The organism is Geodermatophilus sp. SYSU D01119 (assembly GCF_054049975.1).
The window spans coordinates 1-17,042 of the sequence record NZ_JBJGYL010000048.1 but is presented as its reverse complement, the minus strand read 5'-3'; the positions used below and the strand labels follow the sequence as shown (position 1 = coordinate 17,042).

The following is a 17,042-nucleotide window of genomic DNA, read 5'->3' as shown; positions in this document are numbered from 1 at the left end:
GGGGCCGCCGCGGTCGGGCGGCCCCGCCCCGGGTGGCTCAGGACTCGAAGGCGGTGTCGATGTACTGGTCGACGTTGTCCGCGGTGACGACCGGCGCGTTCAGCACGATCTGCCGCGGGATCTCGACCTCGACGAGGTCGGAGAGGGCCTTGTCCTGCGCGATGAGGCGGGCCAGGCGCACGCCGTCGGCGGCCTGGGTCGACGGGTAGATGACCGTCGCCTGGAGGACGGAGTTGCCCTCCTGGATCGCCCGCATGGCGTTGGCCGAGCCGGCGCCGCCGACCATGAAGAACTCGTCGCGGCCGGCGCTCTCGATGGCGGCCAGGACGCCGACGCCCTGGTCGTCGTCGTGGTTCCAGATGGCGTCGATCTGCGGGGCGGCCTGGAGCAGGTTGGAGGCCGCCTCCTCGCCGCCCTCGACGGTGAAGTCGGCGGCGACGCGGTTGTCGACGTCGAGGCCGCACTCCGACAGCGCGTCGGCGAAGCCCTGGCTGCGGTCCTGGGTCAGCGGCAGCGAGTCGATGCCGGCGATCTCCGCGACGACGGCGTCGGGGTTGTCGCCCAGCTGCTCGCAGATGTAGGTGCCGGCCGAGACGCCCATGCCGTAGTTGTCGCCGAGGATCGTGGTGCGGGCGGCGAACGGGCTGTCGAACTCGCGGTCGACGTTGATGACCGGGATGCCGGCCTCCATCGCCTGCAGCGCGACCGGGGTCATCGCCGCGCCGTCGAAGGGCAGCAGCACGATCGCGTCGACGCCGTCGTTGATGAAGGTCTCGACCTGGCTGATCTGCGTGCTGACGTCGTTGGTGCCCTCCGCGACCACCAGCTCGACGTCCTCGTACCGCTCGGCCTCGGCGCGGGCGGCCTCGGTGATGCCGGCCATCCAGCCGTGGTCGGCGGCCGGCGCCGAGAAGCCGATGGTGACGGTGTCACCGGTCTCGTCGTTGTCGCTGGCGGCCTGGTTCCCGCCACCGCCGCCGCTACCGGAGTCCTCCGGGGTGTTGCTGGTGCAGCCGGCCACGAGGACGCCTGCGCTGAGCAGGGCGACCGTGGCGTACGGCAGGCGGCGGAACGGACGCTGCCTCGTTGCAGACATGCTGTCTCCTCAGGTGTCGCCCCCTGTCCGGGAGCCGGGTGGGTCCGCCACCGGGCGGGCGCCCGGTGGGTGGTGCGGTCCGGCGCGCCGGAGCGCGCCGGGTGTCAGAGGGTCTTGCCGGTGGGGGCCGGGCGGCCGCCGCCCGGGCCGCCGTCGGCGGTGGTGCCGCCGGAGACCGCGCCCGACGGGGCGCCGCTCAGGACGGGCCCGCCGGCGGAGCCCCCGGAGGAGGGCCGGCGGAAGCTGAAGCCGCCGGTGGCCAGGCGCTGCTGCAGCAGGACGGCGAGGACGATGATCACGCCGGTCGCCACGGCCTGGGCCGAGCTCGACAGGTTGTTGAGCGTGAAGATGTTCCCGAGCGTCTCGAACACGAGGACGCCGATGACGGTGCCGACGATCGTGCCGCGGCCGCCGATGAGCAGCGTGCCGCCGATGACGACCGCGGCGATGGCGTCGAGCTCGTAGAGCGTGCCGTGCGTCGAGCTGCCCGTCGTCGTCCGCGCCATGAGCATGACGGCGGCGATGCCGCAGCAGACGCCCGAGAGCACGTAGAGCTTGACGGTGTGCCGCTGCACCCGGATGCCGGCGAGGCGGGCGGCCTCGGCGTTGCCGCCGACGGCGAAGGTGCGCCGGCCGAAGGTGGTCCGGTTGAGCAGCACCCACCCGGCGACGGCGACCAGCGCGAAGATGATCACCAGGGTCGGGATGCCGAGGACGTCGCCGGAGAAGAAGGCCAGGAAGTCGCGGTCCCGGACGATCTGCGTGCGCCGGTTGGCGATGATCTCGGCCAGGCCGCGGGCGGCGGTGAGCATGGCCAGCGTGGCGATGAAGGCGGCGAGCTTGCCGTAGGCGATCACCAGGCCGTTGACCAACCCCGCGACGGCGCCGACGACGACGGCCGTGAACACCATGACGATCCAGTGGGTGTCCTCGGCCATCTGCTGGGTGGCCAGCGTGGTGGCCCAGATCGAGGACAGGGCGACCAGCGCGCCGACCGACAGGTCGATGCCGCCACCGATGATCACGAACGTCATGCCGATGCTGACCACGCCGATGACCGAGGCCAGCCGCAGGATGGTCAGGATGTTGTCGACGTCGGCGAACCGGTCGCCGGCGGTGGCGATGCCGACGATGCACAGGATGACCAGCGCGACGACCAGGCCCAGGTTGCGGCCCAGCGGACCGGCCATCAGGCCGCCGGAGCGGCTCCCCCCGCGGTCGGCGTCGGACTTGCCCGTCCCCGCCGTCAGGGCGGTGCTGCCCTCGCTCATGCTCCGGTCCCTTCGTGCCGCGCCGTCCCGGCGCCTGTCGTGTGGTGGAGTTCCGGCGCGACGCCGTGCGTGGTGGTCCCCTGCATGACCAGGTCGAGCACGCGGTGCTCGTCGAGGGCGCCGGCCGGCTCCTCGGCCAGCACCCGGCCCTCGGCGACGACGAGGACCCGGTCGGCGAGGCCCAGGACCTCGGGGATCTCGCTGGAGACGACGACGACGGCGACGCCGCGGTCGGCGAGGTCGCGCACCAGCGCGTAGATCTCGGAGCGGGCGCCGACGTCGACGCCGCGGGTGGGTTCGTCGAGCAGCAGCACCCGGCAGTCGCGCAGCAGCCAGCGGGCCAGCACGACCTTCTGCTGGTTGCCGCCGGACAGGGTGCGCACCTCGCGGGTCTCGTCGGCCGGGCGCACGTCCAGCGACCGGACCTGCTCGCGGGCGGCGGTGCGCTCGGCGGCCCGGGCGACGAAGCCGCCGCGGGCGAAGCGGGCCAGGCTGGAGATGCTGATGTTGTTGGCGACCGACTCGCCGAGCAGCAGCGCCTGGCTCTTGCGCTCCTCGGGGGCCAGGCCGATGCCGGCGGCCACCGCGGCGCCGACGTCGCCGCGGCGCAGCACCCGGCCGCCGACCCGCACGACGCCCGACGTCGCCCGGCGGGCGCCGTAGACGGTCTCGAGGATCTCGGAGCGGCCGGACCCGACGAGGCCGGCCAGGCCGACGATCTCGCCCGGGCGGACGGCGAAGGAGACGTCGGAGAACGAGCCGCGCAGGCCGAGGTCCTCGACCTCGAGCAGCGGCGCGGTGCCCGCCGCGACGGGGGTGCGCCGCTCGGGGAAGACGTACTCGATGTCCCGGCCGGTCATCAGCGTGATGACCTCGCGGGTCGGGGTCTCCCGGGCCGGCAGGCCGGTGGCGACGGTGCGGCCGTCCTTGATGACGGTGATCCGGTCGCCGATCTCGCGGATCTCCTCGAGCCGGTGGGAGATGTAGACGATGGCGACGCCCTCGGCGGTGAGGTCGCGGATGACGGCGAAGAGCCGCTCCACCTCCTCGTTGTCGAGCACCGCGGACGGCTCGTCCATGATGATCAGCCGCGCGTCCTGCGACAGCGCCCGCGCGATGCTCACCATCTGCTGCGAGGCCGCCGAGAGCGAGCCGACCTCCGCCGACGGACGGATCTCCGGGTGGCCGAGCCGGGTGAGCAGCGCCGCCGCCCGCCGGTTGATCTCGCCGGGCCGGACGAAGCCCATGCGGGCCTGCTCGCGGCCGAGGAAGACGTTGTCCGCCACGGTGAGCCCGGACACGAGGTCGAGCTCCTGGTAGATCGTGGCGATCCCCAGCCGCAGGGCGGCCTGCGGGTCGCCGAGCACCACCCGCTCGCCCTGCCAGGTGATCGCGCCCTCGTCGGGCTGGTGGGCACCGGCCAGGACCTTGATCAGCGTCGACTTGCCCGCGCCGTTCTGGCCGAGCAGGCAGTGCACCTCGCCGGCCCGCACGTCGAGGTCGACGCCGCCGAGGGCCCGGACGCCCGGGAAGGTCTTGACGATGCCCTGCATCTCCAGCAGCGGCGCACCGCGCAGCACTGCCTCCTGTGCCGGCGCCGTCACCGGGCGACCGCCCGGGTACCGCCGGCGGTCGGTCGTCGCGTCCGGTGGACCACGACGTCACCTCCCGACTTCTGCTCATCGTTGACCATTAGTCCGCTGAGGGCAGAACGTATGAGGCCACTCACACGTCGGTCAAGGTCCCGATCGGGCGGTTACCGAATCGCGATGAAACAGCCCGCCGCGAGCCGCGACGGTGCGACGGCGGGGGTGATGGCCGGGTGGGGTCCCGGGGCGACGGCGGCGGCCCGGGTCAGCGGGCGAGCGCGCGGGTGAGGGCCTGGGAGACCGAGTCCTCGTCGAGGTAGCCCTCGATGGCCATGAGCGCGGCGCCCACCCGGCCGGAGAGGTCGGGGGCGTCGCTGACGGTGATCTCCAGCGCGCGGGCGGCCAGCGGCATGGAGCGCGCGTAGACGGCCTCGCGGATGCCGGCCAGCAGCGGGACGCCGGCCCGCGCCACCCCTCCGGTCATCACGATGCGGTGCGGGTTGAAGAAGTTGACCAGCGCGGCGAGCACCGTGCCGATCGTGCGGCCGGCGCGGCGGACCAGCTCGAGCGCCTGGCCGTCGCCCAGCGCGGCGCGCTCGACCACCTCGCGGGTGGTGGTGACCGGGAGCCCGGCGGCCTGCGCGTCGCGCAGCAGGGCCGTGCCGCCGGCGATCGCCTCGAGACAGTTGAGCTGCCCGCAGCGGCAGACCACCTCGGTGCCGTCGGCCGACGGCACGTGGATGTGCCCGATGTCGCCGGCGCTGCCCTGGGCGCCGCGGTACACGCCGCCCTCGACGATGATCCCGCAGCCGATGCCGGTGCCGACCTTGACGACGAGCACGTCCTGGTCGGACCCGGCGACGCCCATCTCCCCCAGCGCCATCACGTTGACGTCGTTGTCGACGAACACCGGGCACTCGTAGCGGCCGAAGGCGCTCGGGATCGGAAAGTCGTGCCAGCCGGGCATGATCGGCGGGTGGGAGGGCCGGCCGGTCGAGAACTCGACGGGCCCGGGGACGCCGACGCCCACGGCGCAGACGTCGGCCGGGCCGAGCCCCGCCTCGGCGAGCACCTGCTGGGCCAGCCGGTCGACCTCGGCGAGCACGGGCCGGGGTCCCTCGGCGATGTCGATGGGGTGCCCGACGGTGGCCAGCACCTGGGCGGACAGGTCGGTGACGGCGACGTCGACGCTGGTGACGCCCAGGTCGACGGCGAGCACGCAGCCGGCGGCGCTGTTGAAGCGCAGCAGCGTGGGCGGGCGCCCGCCGGTGCTCCAGCCGCGGCCGCCCTCCTCGAGCAGGCCGGCGGCGATGAGCTGGTCGACCCGCGCGCTGACGGTGTTGCGGGCCGCGCCGGTCAGCGCGACGAGCTCTGCCCGGCTCCGCGCGCGGCCGGTGCGCACGTGGTGCAGCAGCGCGCCGGCCGAGGCGGAGGAGGTGGCCATGCGGTCATGGTGGCACGCCTCTCCCCCGGTCCCGGGTCTCCGACGACGCCGGTTCGCCCGGCCGGGTCGCCCGCGCCACCGCCTCACGCAGCACGGCGGCCACGGCGCCGGGGTGGGTCTGCGGCGTCATGTGCGCCGCGCCGGGCACCTCGACGACCCGCCCGCGGGGTGCCGCGGTGGCCACCCGCGCGGCCCAGGCGGCGTCGCACAGCCGGTCCCGGGTGCCGCGGACGACGGCCACCGGCACGGCCACCGCGCGCAGCCGGCCGTCGATGCGGTCGGGGCTGCTCTCCCGCCACAGCGCGCGCATCGCCCGCGGCCCGGTGGTCAGCCACTGGGCCACGATCAGCGGCACCTGCCACCACGGCTCGCGCAGCGCCGTCCGCAGCCACGCGCCCGCCAGGACGCGCGCCCGGCGCAGCCGCGGGTCGGTCGACGGGCCGAGCAGCACGACGCCCGCCACCCGCGGGTCGACGGCGGCCGCGGCGGCCACCTGGCAGCCCTGGCTGTGCCCGACGAGGACCACCGGGCCCTCCCCGAGGCGCGCCCGGAGCGCGGCGGCGAGCTCGTCGAGCGACGGGACAGGTGCAGACCGCCCCATCCCGGGTAGGAGCACCACGTCGGCGGGCACCCGCCGGCGCAGTCGCGACCACGACCGCCGGTCCAGTCCGAGCCCCGGGACCAGCACCACCCGGGGGATGACGACGGGCACCGGCACGGTTGTACCGGGTGGGACCGGGAGTCGCGAGCGGACCGACCGGCGAACCGACCAGCGAGCCGGCGGCGCCGTGACGGGGATCACCTCCCCGACCGGCCCGCCACAGGACAACGGACCCTCCGACGGGAGAGGATCAGTCATCATGACGACATCACCTGCGCCCAGCGCCCCCGGCAGCCCCTCGACCGGACGGCCGCGGGTGGTGATCGTCGGATCCGGCTTCGGTGGCCTGTTCGCCGCGAAGGCACTGCGCAACGCCGACGTCGACGTCACGGTCATCGGCAAGACCAGTCACCACCTGTTCCAGCCGCTGCTGTACCAGGTGGCCACCGGGATCCTGTCCGAGGGCGAGATCGCCCCGGCCACCCGCGAGGTGCTGCGCCACCAGAAGAACGCGCGGGTCGTCCTCGGCGAGGTCGTGGACATCGACGTCGACGCCCGCACGGTCACCTCGACCATCCTCGGCCGCACGACGGTCCACCCCTACGACGAGCTGATCGTCGCCGCCGGCGCCGGGCAGTCCTACTTCGGCAACGACCGCTTCGCGGAGTTCGCCCCCGGCATGAAGAGCGTCGACGACGCCCTCGAGCTGCGCGGCCGCATCTTCGGCGCCTTCGAGCTCGCCGAGCTCGCCACCGACCCGGCCGAGGTCGACCGGCTGATGACCTTCGTCGTCGTCGGCGCCGGCCCCACCGGTGTCGAGATGGCCGGCCAGATCGCCGAACTCGCGCACCGCACGCTGCGCCGCGACTTCCGCAACATCGACCCCGAGCGGGCCCGCATCATCCTGCTCGACGGCGCCCCGCAGGTGCTGCCGCCGTTCGGGCCGAAGCTGGGCGAGAAGGCCCGCCGGCACCTCAACGAGATCGGCGTCGAGGTGCAGCTCGGCGCGCTGGTCACCGACCTCGACGCCGACGGCCTGACCGTCAAGGACTCCGACGGCCAGCTGCGCCGCATCACCGCCGCGACCAAGGTGTGGGCCGCCGGCGTGCAGGCCTCCCCGCTCGGCCGGCTGCTCGGCGACGCCACCGGCGCCGAGGTCGACCGCGCCGGCCGCATCTCGGTGCAGCCGGACCTCACGCTGCCGGGCCACCCGGAGATCCACGTCGTCGGCGACATGGCCAACCACCCCGACAAGCTGCCCGGCGTCGCCCAGGTGGCCATCCAGGGCGGCCGCTACGCCGCCGACGCGATCAAGCGGCGGATCACCGGCCGCGAGCCGAAGCCGCCGTTCAAGTACCGCGACAAGGGCAACATGGCGACGATCTCGCGGTTCTCCGCGGTCGCCGACATCAAGAACCTCAAGTTCGAGGGCTTCATCGCCTGGGTGATCTGGCTGGTGGTGCACCTCTTCTACATCATCGGCTTCAAGAGCCGGGTCACCACGGTGCTGCACTGGATGGTCAGCTTCCTGGGCCGCGGCCGCTCCCAGCGGGTCGCCACCCAGCAGCAGGTCTACGGGCGGCTCGCGCTGGAGAAGCTCGGCGAGGGCTTCGCCACGTCGAAGACCGGCGGGCCCAAGGACCACCCGCACACGCCCGACGACGTCAACCCCGACCAGCAGCACGACCTGGTCGGCCGCCGCACCGCCTGAGCCGCACCGCCCCTCCCCTCGGCCCGTCCGGCCTCAGCCGGGCGGGCCGAGCCACGTCCGCAGCGCGGCGTCCACCAGCTCCGGCGTCACCACGTGGCCGCCGGCGAACTCGTCGTAGGTGACGTCGTAGCCGGCGGCCGACAGGGCGTGCGACACCCGCCGGCCGCAGCGGTCCACCGGCAGCACCCGGTCGGCGGTGCCGTGGGCGATCCACACCCGGGGCCGGCCCGTGCGGCCCGGCGGCGCCGCGAAGCCGGGCGAGAAGGCGAGCAGCGCCTCGAACAGGTCGCCGTTGGCCAGCCCCAGCGACAGCGCGTACGAGGCGCCGTCGGAGAACCCGCCCAGCGCCAGCCGGGACACCGGCAGCCGCGCCGCGAGGGCGTCGAGCGCGGCGTCGAGGACGGCGACGTCGCGGCCGAGCCCGCCGGCGATGAGGTCCCAGGTGGTGGCCACCGAGGAGGTGGCGAGCACCGCCACCCCGCGGGCCGCGGCGACGTCGCCGACCGCGGCCAGCGACTGCGCGGCGTCCCCGCCGGCGCCGTGGCAGAACACCAGCAGCGGGCGCGTTCCGGTGCCCTCGGGCACCCGGACCAGCGCCTCGGCCGCCCCGCCGAGGTCCAGGCGGGTGACGCCGGCCGGCAGCGGCGGGCCGGCCGGGCCGGCGCCGGGCCGGCTGTCGAGGCGGCCCTGCGCCGCGGGCCGGGTCACTCCGGGTGCCCCGGCGGGGGCACGTGCTCGTCCGGGCGCTCGAGGTGCAGCGGCTGCAGCGGCGTCGTGTCCTCGAGGTAGAGCAGGGCGTCGTACCGGTCGCCGGTCACCGTGGGCACGTAGTTGCCCCACCGCTCCCGCTCGGGCCGGTAGACGACGCCGATCGCCCGGTGCCCGAGCCGCCGGTCCAGCCAGGCCGGCCGGTCGCCGCGCGGGACGACGACCAGCGCATCCCGGCCGACCTCCTCGTGCAGCAGCGCCTCCAGGCTGCCCTCCCGCGCCGCGGGCACGGCCATCCGCTCCATCTGCGCGCCCCACTCCCGGCCGGCGACCACGCCGCCGCGGTGGCCGGCGAACCCGACCAGGACGACGTCCCCCGTGCCGTACCGCTCGCGCAGCAGCTGCCCGACGTTCGTCATGCCGGCGTCGGCCATGTCGGTGGCCCGCGCGTCGCCGACGTGCGTGTTGTGCTCCCAGACCACCGCCTTCGTGCCGGTGTGCCCGAGCAGCCGGTCGAGGGTGTCGGCCATGTGCTCGTCGCGGACGTTCCAGGACTCCGCCGAGCTGCCGACCATCGCCCGGTAGTAGCGCTCGGCACCCGCCACGACCGCGGCGTTCTGCTCGGCGCCGAAGCGGTCGTCGGCGTCGTCGGCCGTCCCGGCACCGCCGCGCTCCTCGCACAGCCGGCGGAGCAGCTCGACGACGGTCTCCTCGCAGGTGCTGGGCGCGAACCGGGTGGCGAAGGCGTACTCGGCGCCGTCCTCCCCGAACGGCTCGAAGCAGTGCAGCGCCCGCCGGGCGGCGGCCACGTGGCCGGGCTCGTGCTCCTCCAGCCAGGCCAGCAGCTCGTGCATGGAGTCCCACAGGCTGTAGACGTCGAGCCCGGCGAAGGCGACCCGCTCCGGCTCCGGGCGCCCGGCGTTGACCCCGCGCAGCCACCGGGTGAAGTCGACGACGTCGTCGTTGGCCCACATCCAGGTCGGCCACCGGTCGATGGCGTCCAGGGCGTCCCGCGGGTCGGCGGCCCCGCCCGGCAGCAGCCGCACGCTGCGGTCCACCCGGCGGCAGTCGGGCCAGTCGCCCTCGACGGCCACCAGCCCGGAGCCGCGCTCCTCCACCAGCCGGCGCGTGAGCGCCGACCGCCAGGCGTAGTACTCGTGCGTGCCGTGGCTGGCCTCGCCGACGGCCACGACGCGCGCGTCGCCGATCCGGTCGAGCAGCGGGTCCAGGTCGGCGGGGTCGCGCAGGGGCAGCGCGAGCCGCCGGACGTCGTCGGGGTCCATCAGGCCCTCCCGGCCGCCCCCTCGCGGACGACCCACTCCGCGACCGCCCGGCGGTCGCCCGTGCGCAGCCAGGTGCTCCGCTGCCGCGCCGCCGAGGTACCCCGCCCGAGCAGGTCCTGCACCAGCGCGGTGACCTCGTCCCACTCGCCGGCGTCGGCGAGGTCGGCCTCGAGCTCGGCCAGCAGTCCCTGCACGGCGGCGCCGGCGTCGACCAGCTCGAGGCGCAGCGGGTCGAACAGCCGGCCGCCGAGGCCCTCCCGCGCCGCCCGCCAGCGGGCCGCACGCAGGTGCTCGGCCCGCACCTCGGGCACCGGCTCGCCCCGCTCGGCGCGGCCGGCGAGGACCCGCACCAGGGAGCGGACCAGCGCCGCGTGCAGCACGGCGTCGTCGACGGTGGTGCACACGTCGGCCAGCCGGAACTCGATCGTGGGCAGCCGGGCCGACGGACGGACGTCCCAGTACAGGTGCGAGCCGTCGGCCACCACGCCGGAGGCGACCAGGCCGGCCAGCACGCGGCGGTAGCCGTCGGCGTCGCCGAGCGGCTCCGGGGCGCCGGCGTGCGGGAAGCGGGTCCACCACAGCGTGCGCCAGGACTCGTAGCCGGTGTCGACGCCGTCGTGGAACGGCGAGCTGCCGGTCATCGCGAGCAGCACCGGGACGTAGGGCCGGGCGCGGTCGAGGACGGCGACGGCGGTGTCGAGGTCGGGGACGCCGACGTGCACGTGGCAGCCGCAGATGTCCTGCTGCCGCGCGAGGCCCGCCCAGCGGTCGACCATCGCCTCGTACCGCTCCCCCGGCGTCACCGGCATGGTGTGCCAGGAGTCCCACGGGTGGGTGGAGGCCGGCAGCAGCACCAGCCCGTCGCGGGCGGCGGCCGCGGCGGCCTGGGCGCGCCCGGCGACGAGGTCGGCGCGCACCTCCGCGAGCGTGGTGCACACGCCGCTCGCGGTCTCCAGCTGCGTGGTGGCGATCTCCGGGTGCACCAGCGGGCCGGCCTCCCCGGCGAGGGCCGCGGCCGCGGCGGCCGGCCCGGGGGTGAGGTCGAGGGTGCCGGGGGCGACGAGGTGGAACTCCTCCTCGACGCCGAGGGTGCGCCCGACGGCGCGGTCGGGCGGGGACTGCTCGGTGGACACGCCGCTCCTGGGTGCCGTGGGGGTCGCCGGGGAGGCCGACGCTACGGCCGCGCACCCGCCACCGCGCGGTGATCGCTCTGGGCGTAGCCGGGAGGGTGGCCCCGCGCCCCGCCGGAGGCGTCCACTGGTCGCTGTAACGGTGTAATCGACCCCAGGAGGTGCGCCGTGACCCGACCGGACACCGACGCGGCGCTGGACGCCTACTCGCAGGTGGTCACCGCGGTGGCCGCCGACCTCACCCCGCACGTCGCCGCACTGCAGGTCACCGGGCCCGACGGGCGCTCGGGCGCGGGCTCCGCGGTCGTCGTCCCCGGTGACGGGCTGCTGCTCACCAACGCGCACGTCGTCGGCCGCGCCCGCGCCGGGCGGGCCGTGTTCGGCGACGGCACCGAGACGCCGGTGGAGGTGGTGGGCACCGACCCGCTGTCGGATCTCGCCGTCGTCCGCGCCACCGCCGGGGCGCCCGAGCCCGCGGTGCTCGGCGACGCCGGGCGGCTGCGGGTCGGCCAGCTCGTCGTCGCCGTCGGCAACCCGCTGGGCCTGGCCGGGTCGGTGACCGCCGGCGTCGTCAGCGGCCTGGGCCGGTCGCTGCCCACGCGGGACGGGCGGACCGCCCGGGTGGTCGAGGACGTCATCCAGACCGACGCCGCGCTGAACCCCGGCAACTCCGGCGGCGCGCTCGCCGACTCCGCGAGCCGGGTGGTCGGCATCAACACCGCCGTCGCCGGGTGGGGGCTGGGTCTCGCGGTCCCGGTCAACGACACCACCCGCCGGATCATCGACACCCTCGTCCGCGACGGCCGGGTGCGGCGGGCCTACCTGGGCCTGGTCAGCAGCCCCGCCCCGCTGCCCGCGGAGCTCGTCGCGCGCACCGGCCGGCGGCGGGGGCTGCGCGTGGTCGACGTCGTCGCCGGGTCACCGGCCGACCGGGCCGGCCTGCGGCCGGGCGACCTGGTGCTCGAGGCCGGGCGCGCGCCGGTGGCCGAGGCGCAGAGCCTGCAGCGGCTGCTGTTCGCCGAGGCCGTCGGGCAGTCACTGCCCGTGACGGTGTACCGACGCGGCGCGATGGTCGACGTCATCGCCGTGCCCACGGAGCTCACCGGCTGACCACCCGTGCGGGTGGGGTCTCCTCAGGAGCGCCCGGGCAGGTGACGATGCTCCCCCCGTGAGGGAGGGAGACCGGTGACCGGCGACCGCAGGAGCGGGCTGCGCCTGCTCGCGCTGCTGTACGGCTGCGCCGCGGCGCTGTGCGCCCTCGGTGCGCTGTGGCCGATGTCCGCGCGCACGCCCGTGGCCCTGCTCGCCGTCCTCGCCGTCGTGGGCGGCCTGCTCGCCGGCGCCTTCGAACTCGGCCGCGACCGGCTGCCGGTGGCCGCCGTGCACGCCGGGCTCGCGCTGCTGGCCGTGCTCACCGCCGTGCTGGCCTGGCAGTCGGTCACCGCGGTCGGCGTCGTCGGGCTCGGCCCCGCGCTCGTCGCGCTCGGCGTGCTCGCCGGCCACGTCCTCCCGCCCGTGCAGGCGCGGCTGCACGTCCTCGGCGCGGTCGCCACCGTGTCGGCCGGCGTGCTGGCCGCGGCCCCGTCGGGTCCCCTCGCCCCGTGGCTGACCGCCGTCGTCACCACCGTCGTGCTCACCGAGGCGCAGGTGCGCCAGACCGGCGCGCTGCGGCGCACCGCGGGCACCGACCCGCTCACCGGCGTGGCGAACCGCCGCGCGTGGGAGGACGGCGCCGAGCGGCTGCTCGCCACGTCCGAGCGCGCCGGGGAGCCGGTCACGGTCGTGCTGCTCGACCTCGACGGCTTCAAGGCCGTCAACGACACCGCCGGCCACGCGGCCGGCGACGCGCTGCTGTGCTCGCTGGCCACGGCCTGGCGGCGCGAGCTGCGCCGCTCGGACCTGCTCGGCCGGCTCGGCGGCGACGAGTTCGCCCTCGTGCTGCCCGGCAGCGACGCCCCGGCCGCGGCGGAACTGCTGCTGCGCCTGCGCGCGGTCTCGGCCGGCGCCTGGTCGGCCGGCACGGCGACCGCCCGTCCCGGCGACGGGCTCACCGGGCTGCTCGCGCGCGCCGACGCGGCGCTCTACCGCGAGAAGGCGGCCCGCTCGCACCGCACGCGCGTCGACTGACCCTGCGTACCGGCGCGCCACCGACCGCGGCGCCGTCGCCGGGAACGCGCCCGGTCCCGTTCCGCCCCCGCGCCCCGCGGGAGGAGCCTGCCCGCCACCGGCGAACCTACGGCGACACCGGTCCCGGCGGCGAGGAGGCGGTCATGGCCTCGGTGGTGGTGTGCGGCGGGAGCGTCGTCGGGCTGTGCGCGGCGATGATGCTGGCCCGCGACGGGCACGCGGTGACCGTGCTGGAGGCCGACCCCGACGGCGCCCCGGCCACCCCGGCGGAGGCGTGGGAGGGCTGGCGGCGGCGCGGCGTGGCCCAGTTCCGGCAGCCGCACACGCTGCACGCCCGGTTCCGCGCCGTCGCCGACGAGCAGCTCCCCGGGCTGACCGGGCAGCTGCTCGACGCCGGCTGCGTCTGGGTGGACCGGCTCGCCGCGCTGCCGCCGTCGGTCCGCGACCGCGCCCCGCGGGAGGGCGACGAGCGGCTGCGCAGCGTGACCGGGCGGCGGCCCGTGGTCGAGTCGGCCGTCGCGGCGGCCGCCGAGCGGACGCCGGGGGTGGACATCCGCCGCGGGACGGGCGTGGCGGGGCTGCTGCCCGGCACCCCGGCGCTGGCCGGCGTGCCGCACGCCGCCGGGGTCCGGACGACGGCCGGCGAGGAGGTGCGCGCCGACCTCGTCGTCGACGCGACCGGCCGCCGGAGCCGCTCGGCCGGGTGGCTGACCGAGCTCGGCGCCGTCCCGCCGCCCGCACGGGCGCAGGACTCCGGGTTCGTCTACTACACGCGCTACCTCAGCGGCACCGAGCCGGCCGTCCTCGGCCCGCCGGTCACCCCGCTGGGCAGCATCTCGGTGCTCACGCTCGTGGGCGACGCCGGCACCTGGTCGGTGACCGTCTTCGGGGAGAGCGGCGACCGGCCGCTGCGGGCACTGCGGGACCGCGCCGTCTTCGACCGGGTGCTCGCCGCCTGCCCGCTGCACGCGCACTGGCTCGACGGGCGGGCGCTCGGCGGCGTGCTGGCGATGGGCGGCGGGCTCGACCGGCACCGCCGCTTCGTCGTCGACGGCCGGCCGGTGGTCACCGGGTTCGCCGCCGTCGGGGACGCGTGGGCGTGCACCAACCCCTCGGCCGGGCGGGGGCTGTCGGTCGGCCTGCTGCACGCCGCGCTGCTGCGCGCGGCGGTCGCCGCGCACCTCGACCGGCCCGCCGAGCTGGCGACCGCCTTCGCCGAGGCGAGCGAGCGCGGCGCCGCGCCGTTCGTCGAGGAGCAACTGGCCGAGGACCGCGTCCGCCTCGCGCAGATGGCCGCCGCGCGCGAGGACCGCCCCCCGCCTCCCCCGCCCCCGGAACTGTCGGCGTTCCTCGGCGCGGCGGTGCAGGACGCCGACGTCTTCCGGGCGATGGTCGAGTACCGGCTGTGCATGGCGCCGCTGGCCGAGGTGCTGGCCCGCCCGCTGGTGCGGGAGCGGGTGGCCGCCGCCGAACGGCGCCCGCCCGCTCCCGTCCCGGGCCCGGACCGCGCGCGGCTGCGGGAGCTGCTGGGCGCCTGAGTCAGGGGCGGCGCCAGTCGTCGGAGGTCATGTGGGAGCCGGCCATCGGGCCCATCTGCAGCATGCCGCCGTCGACGGCGTAGGACGCCCCGGTGACGTAGGAGGCCTGCGGCGAGGCGAGGAAGGCGACGACGGCGGCGACCTCGTGCGCGTACCCGGGCCGGCCGACCGGGACGCCGGGGCGCTCGTGCCCGGGCGCGGCCGGGTCCTCGTCCTCCTGGCCGGTCATCGGGGTGGCGATCTCCCCCGGCGCGACGGCGTTGACCGTGATCCCGTGCTCGGCGAGCTCGATCGCCGCCACCCGGGTGAGCAGGCCGAGGCCGCCCTTGGCCGCGCAGTAGGCGGCCGCGCCCACCCGCGGCTGGTGCTCGTGGACGCTCGTGATGTTCACGATCCGCCCGCCGCGGCCGGCGTCGACCATCCGCCGGGCGGCGCGCTGCAGGCAGAGGAACGCCGCGTCGAGGTCGGTGGCCAGCACCTCGCGCCAGGTCTCGTAGTCGGTGTCCAGGATCAACGTCGAGTGGCCGGTGCCGGCGTCGTTGACCAGGACGTCGACGCCGCCGAGCGCCTCGGCCAGCTCGTCGACGACGCCGGCGGCCTGCGGGAGCTGCGTGAGGTCGACGTACCGGACCTCCGCGCGCCGGCCCGTCGAGCGCACCTCCTCGGCGGTGGCCCGCGCGTGCTCCTCGTCGCGGTACCAGGTGATGCCGACGTCGCACCCCTGTTCGGCGAGCGCGACCGCGACGGCCCGCCCGATGCCCGACTCCGACCCGGTGACGACCGCGACGCGGCCGGCTGACTCCGTCATGTCCCCATGCTGGGTGCGGCCGCGCCGGCCCGCGACGCGGCGGCGCAGCGGGCGGCCACGTCGCGCACGTGGGCCGCGAACCCCGGCGGCGACAGCACGGTGAACGGCACCCCGGCCACAACCAGCGCGGCCGTCGCCCAGTCGAGGTCGTCGCCCTCGATCCGCACCCGGCAGGCGTCGCCGAGGTCCTCGGTGACGGTCGCCCAGCGGCCGATGCGCCCGCGCACCTGCTCCGCCGGGGCGGCCAGCTCGGCCTCCACGACGTGCCGCGCCCACGCCTTGTCCAGCCGCTCCCGCACCCAGGCCGCCGCGTCCTCGGCCGGGAAGCGGCGGGGCGCGGCGCGGGCGCCGGTGCCGCGCGGGGCGTCGAGCCGGTCGAGCCGGAAGGTCCGCCAGTCGCCGCGGTCGAGGTCCCACGCGACGAGGTACCAGCGGCGGCCGAGCGCGACGAGCCGGTGCGGCTCGACCAGCCGCTCCTCGCGCTCGCGGCCCGGCGGGGCGTAGCCGAACCCGAGCCGCTCGGTGTCGCGGCAGGCCAGCGCGACGGCGGTGAGCACGTCGGGGTCGACGGCGTCGGGGCTGCCCGGGGCCGGGGCGACGCCGGCCGGCACGGTCACCGCGCGCAGCGCCTCGACCCGGCCGCGCAGGCGCCCGGGCATCACCTGCACGAGCTTGGCCAGCACCCGCAGGGACGTCTCGGCCATGCCGGCGACCGGCCCCGCGGCGGCGGCCTGCAGCCCGACGGCCAGCGCCACCGCCTCGTCATCGTCGAGCACCAGCGGCGGCAGCGCGGCGCCGCGGGCCAGCGCGTACCCGCCGTCGGTGCCGCGGGAGGCGTCGACCGGGTAGCCGAGCTCGCGCAGCCGCTCGACGTCGCGCCGCAGGGTGCGCACCGAGACGCCGAGCCGGGCGGCGAGGTCGGGGCCGGACCAGAAGCGGCGGGTCTGCAGCAGCGAGAGCAGGCGGAGCGTGCGGACAGCCGGGTCGCTCATACCGCCATCCTGGCGCGCACAGCGGACAGGATCCGTCCTCTTTCGCCCCGACGATGGGTGCACCGGCAGACGACGTCCAGGAGGACCCCGTGACCGCTCCGACCGCCAGCCCGACCGGCTCCCCCGCCCTCTCCGCCGAGCGCGCCGACCTGCTCGAGACGCTGGCCGCGCACCGCGGCTTCCTCCGCTTCACCGTGCGGGGACTCACCGACGAGCAGGCCACCCGCCGCACCACGGCCAGCGAGCTGACCCTCGCCACGCTCGTCAAGCACGTCGCCGTCACCGAGCGGTCCTGGGCCGACTTCGCGGTGCGCGGGACCGCCGCGATGGAGCAGTCGCCGGAGGACTGGGGCGCCGACTGGGTGCTGCAGCCGGGCGAGACGCTCGCCTCGGTCCTCGCCCTCTACGACGAGGTGGCCGCGCGCACCGACGAGCTGGTGCGCACCCTCGACCTCGACACCGCCCACCCGCTGCCCGAGGCGCCGTGGTTCCCGCCGAGCGCCGTCCGCTCGGTCCGCCGGGTGTTCCTGCACATCGTGGCCGAGACCGCGCAGCACGCCGGGCACGCCGACATCCTGCGGGAGTCCCTCGACGGCCAGAGGACGATGGGCTAACCCGGCGCCCGTTCCAGCTCCGCCACGCGGGCGGCCGCCGCGTCCCGCTCGGCGGCCGCCCCCTCCGCCCCCCGGGGGATGTGGTCCCCGCAGGCGAGATCAACGGGTGACCCCGCGGGCGAACGCACGA

Annotated in this window: 15 protein-coding genes; 5 read left to right on the top strand and 10 right to left on the bottom strand. The window is 76.5% G+C overall.

What is annotated here, in order from left to right:
* Positions 1-37: 37 nt before the first annotated feature.
* From ACI79X_RS22840 to ACI79X_RS22820, 5 genes are all read right to left on the bottom strand, one after another.
* Positions 38-1,096, bottom strand: coding sequence for a substrate-binding domain-containing protein (locus ACI79X_RS22840; RefSeq protein WP_457027713.1), 1,059 nt, complete (start codon positions 1,094-1,096; stop codon positions 38-40).
* A gap of 104 nt (positions 1,097-1,200) precedes the next feature.
* The gene (locus ACI79X_RS22835) at positions 1,201-2,367 is read right to left on the bottom strand and encodes an ABC transporter permease (RefSeq protein WP_457027712.1); all 1,167 of its coding nucleotides are present in this window, start codon (positions 2,365-2,367) and stop codon (positions 1,201-1,203) included.
* Positions 2,364-3,971 carry a sugar ABC transporter ATP-binding protein gene (locus ACI79X_RS22830; protein WP_457027711.1) on the bottom strand — a complete coding sequence of 536 codons (1,608 nt, stop codon included), beginning with the start codon at positions 3,969-3,971 and terminating at the stop codon, positions 2,364-2,366. Before ACI79X_RS22830 ends, ACI79X_RS22835 begins: the two co-directional genes overlap by 4 nt.
* A 250-nt stretch (positions 3,972-4,221) precedes the next feature.
* Entirely contained in the window at positions 4,222-5,400 is a 1,179-nt protein-coding gene (locus tag ACI79X_RS22825; RefSeq protein ID WP_457027710.1) for an ROK family protein, read from the bottom strand.
* A gap of 4 nt (positions 5,401-5,404) precedes the next feature.
* Positions 5,405-6,112, bottom strand: a complete 708-nt coding sequence (locus ACI79X_RS22820) for an alpha/beta fold hydrolase (protein WP_457027709.1) — start codon at positions 6,110-6,112, stop codon at positions 5,405-5,407.
* Between the two features lie 148 nt (positions 6,113-6,260).
* On the opposite strand from ACI79X_RS22820, the gene ACI79X_RS22815 reads away from it, so the two are divergent.
* Positions 6,261-7,712, top strand: coding sequence for an NAD(P)/FAD-dependent oxidoreductase (locus tag ACI79X_RS22815; protein ID WP_457027708.1), 1,452 nt, complete (start codon positions 6,261-6,263; stop codon positions 7,710-7,712).
* A gap of 33 nt (positions 7,713-7,745) precedes the next feature.
* Here ACI79X_RS22815 and ACI79X_RS22810 read toward each other — a convergent pair whose 3' ends face one another.
* The 3 genes from ACI79X_RS22810 to ACI79X_RS22800 are packed head-to-tail and all read right to left on the bottom strand — an operon-like array spanning position 7,746 to position 10,836.
* On the bottom strand, positions 7,746-8,420 hold the full coding sequence (locus tag ACI79X_RS22810; RefSeq protein WP_457027707.1) for an alpha/beta hydrolase: 675 nt from the start codon (positions 8,418-8,420) through the stop codon (positions 7,746-7,748).
* On the bottom strand, positions 8,417-9,703 hold the full coding sequence (locus tag ACI79X_RS22805; protein WP_457027706.1) for an erythromycin esterase family protein: 1,287 nt from the start codon (positions 9,701-9,703) through the stop codon (positions 8,417-8,419). The genes ACI79X_RS22810 and ACI79X_RS22805 overlap by 4 nt, the downstream gene beginning before the upstream one ends.
* Positions 9,703-10,836, bottom strand: coding sequence for a carboxylate-amine ligase (locus tag ACI79X_RS22800; protein WP_457027705.1), 1,134 nt, complete (start codon positions 10,834-10,836; stop codon positions 9,703-9,705). Before ACI79X_RS22800 ends, ACI79X_RS22805 begins: the two co-directional genes overlap by 1 nt.
* A gap of 165 nt (positions 10,837-11,001) precedes the next feature.
* On the opposite strand from ACI79X_RS22800, the gene ACI79X_RS22795 reads away from it, so the two are divergent.
* The 3 genes from ACI79X_RS22795 (at position 11,002) to ACI79X_RS22785 (ending at position 14,498) form a co-directional block, all read left to right on the top strand.
* Positions 11,002-11,943, top strand: coding sequence for a S1C family serine protease (locus ACI79X_RS22795; protein WP_457027704.1), 942 nt, complete (start codon positions 11,002-11,004; stop codon positions 11,941-11,943).
* Between the two features lie 75 nt (positions 11,944-12,018).
* Positions 12,019-12,960, top strand: a complete 942-nt coding sequence (locus tag ACI79X_RS22790) for a GGDEF domain-containing protein (RefSeq protein ID WP_457027703.1) — start codon at positions 12,019-12,021, stop codon at positions 12,958-12,960.
* Between the two features lie 143 nt (positions 12,961-13,103).
* Complete coding sequence (locus ACI79X_RS22785) at positions 13,104-14,498, top strand: NAD(P)/FAD-dependent oxidoreductase (RefSeq protein ID WP_457027702.1); 1,395 nt, start codon at positions 13,104-13,106, stop codon at positions 14,496-14,498.
* Between the two features lies 1 nt (position 14,499).
* Here the strand turns inward: ACI79X_RS22785 and ACI79X_RS22780 are convergent, their stop codons facing one another.
* Together ACI79X_RS22780 and ACI79X_RS22775 are read right to left on the bottom strand one after the other, a co-directional pair.
* On the bottom strand, positions 14,500-15,306 hold the full coding sequence (locus ACI79X_RS22780; RefSeq protein WP_457027701.1) for an SDR family oxidoreductase: 807 nt from the start codon (positions 15,304-15,306) through the stop codon (positions 14,500-14,502).
* Positions 15,303-16,298 (bottom strand): helix-turn-helix transcriptional regulator, encoded by a 996-nt coding sequence (locus ACI79X_RS22775; RefSeq protein WP_457027700.1) that lies wholly within the window; start codon positions 16,296-16,298, stop codon positions 15,303-15,305. The genes ACI79X_RS22780 and ACI79X_RS22775 overlap by 4 nt, the downstream gene beginning before the upstream one ends.
* An 89-nt stretch (positions 16,299-16,387) precedes the next feature.
* On the opposite strand from ACI79X_RS22775, the gene ACI79X_RS22770 reads away from it, so the two are divergent.
* A complete protein-coding gene (locus ACI79X_RS22770) occupies positions 16,388-16,912 on the top strand; it encodes a DinB family protein (protein WP_457027699.1) in 525 nt (174 codons plus the stop codon).
* Positions 16,913-17,042: the final 130 nt, after the last annotated feature.

Excerpts from the sequence above, each read along its gene's own strand:
- ACI79X_RS22840 (WP_457027713.1), bottom strand. The coding sequence starts at position 1,096 with ATGTCTGCAACGAGGCAGCGTCCGTTCCGCCGCCTGCCGTACGCCACG.
- ACI79X_RS22835 (WP_457027712.1), bottom strand. The coding sequence starts at position 2,367 with ATGAGCGAGGGCAGCACCGCCCTGACGGCGGGGACGGGCAAGTCCGAC.
- ACI79X_RS22825 (WP_457027710.1), bottom strand. The coding sequence starts at position 5,400 with ATGGCCACCTCCTCCGCCTCGGCCGGCGCGCTGCTGCACCACGTGCGC.
- ACI79X_RS22815 (WP_457027708.1), top strand. The coding sequence starts at position 6,261 with ATGACGACATCACCTGCGCCCAGCGCCCCCGGCAGCCCCTCGACCGGA.
- ACI79X_RS22805 (WP_457027706.1), bottom strand. The coding sequence starts at position 9,703 with ATGGACCCCGACGACGTCCGGCGGCTCGCGCTGCCCCTGCGCGACCCC.
- ACI79X_RS22785 (WP_457027702.1), top strand. The coding sequence starts at position 13,104 with ATGGCCTCGGTGGTGGTGTGCGGCGGGAGCGTCGTCGGGCTGTGCGCG.
- ACI79X_RS22780 (WP_457027701.1), bottom strand. The coding sequence starts at position 15,306 with ATGACGGAGTCAGCCGGCCGCGTCGCGGTCGTCACCGGGTCGGAGTCG.
- ACI79X_RS22775 (WP_457027700.1), bottom strand. The coding sequence starts at position 16,298 with ATGAGCGACCCGGCTGTCCGCACGCTCCGCCTGCTCTCGCTGCTGCAG.